Origin of the sequence: Rhodococcus sp. (in: high G+C Gram-positive bacteria) (genome assembly GCF_049286785.1) — a bacterium.
Lineage (GTDB): Bacteria > Actinomycetota > Actinomycetes > Mycobacteriales > Mycobacteriaceae > Rhodococcus_F.
This window is the reverse complement of sequence record NZ_JBAQEO010000597.1, coordinates 1-4971: the sequence shown is the minus strand read 5'-3', so window position 1 is coordinate 4971 and position 4971 is coordinate 1. Positions and strand designations below refer to the sequence as shown.

The following is a 4971-nucleotide window of genomic DNA, read 5'->3' as shown; positions in this document are numbered from 1 at the left end:
GATCCAACTGGACCCCCGTTTGCCCGGCAGATACACCGAGTCGCGGCGCTTGGCCACCACACCTTCCCACCCCTTGCGACGGCTCTCCGCGAGGGCCTCCTCCGCGGAACCCTGCAGTTGTGGGGGCACCACCAGATCGTCGACCTTGGCGGCCAGCGCCTCCAGTACCCGCCTGCGGTCGGTGTATTTCTTACGCAGCAACGACACGCCGTCGAGATACAACACGTCGAACGCCAGGAAATGAGGCTCGTCACCCTGCTGCAGGAGACCGAAATCTGTGATGCCGTTGCTGTCGTACGCCACGACCTCGCCGTCGAGGACCACCTCGTGGTCACCCAAAGCATCTTCCAGCCAAGCTAATCCGGGATAGTCCTTCGTCTTGTCGTTGCCCGCCCGGCTGCGCAGGCGGAGTTGACCGTCGCTGATCTCCGCGATGACCCTGACGCCGTCCCATTTTCCTTCGAAAGCCCACTCGTTCGCGTCCAGACCATCGAGCGTTCCGGGCGTCGCCAGCATCGGTGCCAGTCCACGGGGCAGTTCGGAAGTCCTGGAACCGGCCGGATCCTGATCTTTCATCAGATGCATCAGCCACTGGTCACCCTTGGTGCGGATCAGCGCGAAGCGGCCCTCCACCTTCTCACCCTGCAGTCGAACGATCACCTCGTCCTCACGCCACTTCTCGGTGTCGTAGGTACCGGTGTCCCAGATGTTCATCGTGCCGCCGCCGTACTCACCCTTCGGGATGGTTCCCGAGAAGGTGGCGTACTCCAGCGGATGATCCTCGGTGTGGACTGCCAGCCTGTTCTCCCCCGTCGACGTCGGAACGTTCTTGGGAACCGCCCACGAGACCAGCACACCGTCGCGTTCGAGCCGCAGGTCGTAGTGGAGGCGCCGGGCGTGATGCTCCTGGATGACGAACGAATTACCATCGCCCGGGTGTTCCGGAGGAACGGACGGCATGGGTTCCGGCGTTCTTCCGGGATCACGCTTGCGGAGATACTCAGCCAGGGCGCTGTCTTCCGGTTCCGGATCGAGTCCCGCCAGCAAATCGCCGTCGGCCTCCCACCTCGCGAGCACTTCGTCGAACCGCAGCTGCGCCAGGTCGGGATCACCCAGTTCGTCCCAGCTTCGCGGCGCCGCGACATACGGCTGAGGGCGCCCGCGCAGGGAGTACGGCGCGATGGTGGTCTTGGACGGATTGTTCTGACTCCAGTCGACGAACACCTTGCCACCCCGCGCGGCCTTCGCCATGGTCGAGGTGACGAGGTCGGGCAGGAGCTTCTCGAGACCGGTCGCGACCTGCTTGGCCACCGTCGACACACCCGAACCCTGCAGCCTGCGATCCAGTGGCACATACACATGGATCCCCTTGCTGCCGCTGGTCACCGGATACGCCTCCCAGCCGAGGTTGGCCACGAGATCACGCACCGCACGTGCCACCTCCGCGCATTCGGGCAGTCCCACACCGGGCCCGGGATCGAGGTCGAACACGATGCGCGTGGCCGAACCGCGATGCGAGTTCTCGAAACGCCACTGCGGGACGTGCACTTCCAGCGACGCCTGCTGCCCCGCCCACGCGAGTGCGGCAACCGAGTTGAGCACCGGGTATGTCACCGATCGGTCCGAATGATCGAGGGCACGGCGCTCCAACCACGCGGGTGCGGACGCCGCGAGGTTCTTCTCGAAGAACGGCTCACTGTCGACGCCGTTGGGCCATCGCTTCCGGGTGGCGGCGCGGTCCACGATGTGGGGCAGCATCGCCGGCGCAATCCGGATGTAGTAGTCGATCACCTCACCCTTGGTGGTCCCGGTCTCGGGATAGAGCACCTTGTCGAGGTTGCCGAGCGACAGCCGATGTCCGTCGATCGTCACCTGCCTGGTACCCGCGGTCGCCATCCAGCCTCCCTCACACCCGACAGCACGCCCACTCCCGATAACACATTGTGCGCTGCCGCGCGGTCTTGCCGGCGATATGACGAGCGCCGGTTGCGCTTCCCGTCAGGCCTCGGCGCTGAACTTTTCCTGCTCGGCGGTGAAGAGCGCCTCGTACCCCGCAGCCAACTCACGCAGCGCCCCCACGCAGTCGCCGGTGAACGCAGGCGCGTGCATCGGGACGAGTGTGCGCGGTTTCCGATCCGCCAGTGCACGGATCGTGGGCCCCAGTGCGGGCGTCAGGCAGGTCGCGCGGCCCATCTCCTCACCGGCCAGCGCCGGTTCGACCAGGTCGCCGTCCGTCGTGGCGGGATGATGACCGAACGCCGTGAACAGGTCACCGCAGAACAGCGTCGACGTCGTCTCCTCGAACATCAGCCCGGCATCCCATCCGTGCGGCACGTGTGGTGTGTCGAGGTGCCGGACCGTCCTGCTCCCCGTCTCCAGCACGTCACCGTCCTGCAAGGGACGCGGGGGCCGATCGGCCAGGTCGTTGACCTGCACGAAGCAACCCATCGCCCCGTGTGCGACCTCGGCGTTCGGCGCGGCCGCCAGCCACGAGTTCATCGCGCCGCACTCGTCGGCCTCGACGTGTCCGAAGGTGATCCACCGCAACCTGTCGAGGGGAATCAGCCGGCCGACCGCCGCGGACACGGACGGGAACAGCGCACGCTGACCGGTGTGGAACAGCAACGGTTCCTCACCGTCGACAAGGATCTGGTTCATGATCAGGTCGGCCTCGTCCAGATACGTGGACAGCCGGTAGATGTCGGGAGCGATCTCGGTAATCGTGGTATCCATCCCTGGCTCCGATCACGTCACGGTGTCGTGGTGACAAGCCTTCTCGGGACAGCGGCGGCGCGCAAGATCCTGCGGTGTGCGAGCGAGCTTGCGGTTCTCGTACAGGGCCGGCCTCTCGAGGTCGTAGCCCGCGCATAGGTCATCGACGGTGAATCGGCCCGGAATCCGACCCAACCCGGCCCGCTCGGCCGCCCTGTTCGCCCTCGCCGCCGAGGTACCCGCCGCGATCCTTGCCCGTACCCTCGGCATCCACATCAACGTCGCGGTCGACTGGCAACAAGCCAGCGTCGGCGACTGGACCTGCTTCGCCGCCGGCGTCGGACGACAACCATCGCGAAACAGGTGACGACGCCCCTTGCCAGTCGAACACTGCCGTAGTTGGCGAGCGAGTAGCGAAGGCCCGTCAGCGTGGGTGCGATCGTTCGGGAAGTCTCTCGTGGTTTGCGAGGCTCGTGGTTTGCGAGGCTCGTGGTTTGCGAGCACTGGAGTGGGCCGATCGGGATCTTGCGATACCGCGAACAGCCGGGAAGGTTCGTCGAGGTACACGCTTATGCAGTTGATCTCCTCGGCCTTCCTTGCACGTCGACAACCTGTTCGATGGACCCGAAGTGGCGGATCTCGACTGCGTCGCCGTGACGGAAAACCATGGCTATCTGGAGTCTGAGGAAGCGAGGGGCTGACCTGGTCGGCTGCGACGAGGACATCGTTCGTGAGGCAGTGGCGGTCACCATATGGTGCCTGATCAGCCAGGGGCTGATCGTTGTCGAACTGCGATCTGGGCGCCGCACCTGCAGAGTGCTTGGGCTTGGCTGCCAGGCTGGGCCGGGGAGCGTCTCCGGGTGGCCCGGGGCTGTTCGGTCGGCATCGTCTCCCGGGTCGTTTGCGATGCGCGACACCGCGAACCGAGATTCCGAGCTGTCCGTCGAACCGTGGGACATGCGCACGCACCGGCATGGGCGCACGTCGCGGCGACGATGACGCCGACCACGGGCTTCGTCGACGGTCAGCCATATTCAGCCTCTTTCGCGGCGTAGCCAGCTGTTCTTCGCGGCGAACTGCCGGCAACTGAACTGGTGCAAAGGCGGGGCAGGACCGATCGAATCGGGCCGGATGTCACATTTCCGTCGCGGTCGGTGTCTTTACGTGTGTGATTGAGGTCGGCGAGAGGGCTGGGAGGTTGTGGTGACGGCGCATGTTGTCGTAGTGGGTGCGGGCTACGCCGGGGTGATGGCGGCCAATCGGGTCGCCTCGGTGGGGGTCGCGGATGTGGTGGTGACCGTGATCAATCCTCGGCGTGATTTCGTCGAGCGGATCCGGTTGCACCAATGCGCAGCCGGCAGCGGGGCCGCGACCGTTCCATTGGCCGATCTGCTGCACCACGCTGTCCGTCTTCGAGTGGCGGCCGTTGACGCGATCGGTGAGCGGTCGGTGACGTTGAACGATGGCCAGGTGGTCGGCTTCGACTTCCTGATTTACGCCGTGGGCAGCGGAGCCGATCGACAGGGATTCGAGCAGGGCGACGTTGGTGCGGTGACCGGGCTCGGTGCTGCCGAGCGGCTTCACGCGCGCCTGCGCGCGCTACCCGCCGGTGCTCGGATCGTCGTTGTTGGCGGCGGCTTGACTGGCATCGAAACGTCGGCTGAGATCGCAGAGCAGTTCCCCAGGCTCAGGCTGGATCTGGTGACGAATACGGTCGCCGCCTCGATGTCTGCGGGCGGTCGCGCTGTAATCGAGCGAACGTTGTCTGCTCTGGGGGTGTCGGTCCGGGGCGGGCTGACTGTGACCGGCGTACGCGCCGGCGGAGTCGACTTGCGCGGCAACCGAGTCCTGTTCGGGGACTGCACGATCTGGGCGGGTTCGTTCACGGTGCCCGGTCTTGCCCGGCGCAGCGGGCTCCCGGTGGACCGACTCGGCAGGCTGCGTACCGATGAGTCGTTGGTGTGTGTCGGTCACCCGCGAATTGTGGGGATAGGTGATGCGGCGGCTCCACCGCAGTCTGTTGCCGGCCATGTCCGTATGAGTTGCCAGGCGTCGATCCCGATGGGCGCCCACGGCGCCAACACCGTACTCGCACTGCTCGACGGCCGGAAGCCGTCGGCGTTGTCGGTCGGTTTCGTCGGGCAGGCGGTGAGCCTTGGCCGCCGCCGCGGGCTGATCCAGATCACCCGGCTGGACGACAGTCCGCGGGCGTTGGCGATCCGCGGCCGAAGCGCCGCGGCGATCAAGGAGGTCGTATGC

General features: G+C 66.1%; 4 protein-coding genes. 2 read left to right on the top strand and 2 right to left on the bottom strand.

Annotated features, from left to right (window positions below; all coding sequences use genetic code 11):
* On the bottom strand, positions 1-1896 hold a 1896-nt coding region (locus tag WAW17_RS21945; protein ID WP_422335026.1), incomplete at its 3' end, for an ATP-dependent DNA ligase.
* A 102-nt stretch (positions 1897-1998) separates the two neighbouring features.
* Positions 1999-2733, bottom strand: coding sequence for an MBL fold metallo-hydrolase (locus WAW17_RS21940; RefSeq protein WP_422335025.1), 735 nt, complete (start codon positions 2731-2733; stop codon positions 1999-2001).
* Positions 2734-2881: 148 nt separating this feature from the next.
* Between WAW17_RS21940 and WAW17_RS21935 the strand changes: the two genes are divergently transcribed.
* Positions 2882-3079 (top strand): hypothetical protein, encoded by a 198-nt coding sequence (locus tag WAW17_RS21935; RefSeq protein WP_422335024.1) that lies wholly within the window; start codon positions 2882-2884, stop codon positions 3077-3079.
* Between the two features lie 836 nt (positions 3080-3915).
* The coding region (locus tag WAW17_RS21930) for an NAD(P)/FAD-dependent oxidoreductase (protein WP_422335023.1) at positions 3916-4971 on the top strand (1056 nt) is incomplete at its 3' end.

Excerpts from the sequence above, each read along its gene's own strand:
- WAW17_RS21940 (WP_422335025.1), bottom strand. The coding sequence starts at position 2,733 with ATGGATACCACGATTACCGAGATCGCTCCCGACATCTACCGGCTGTCC.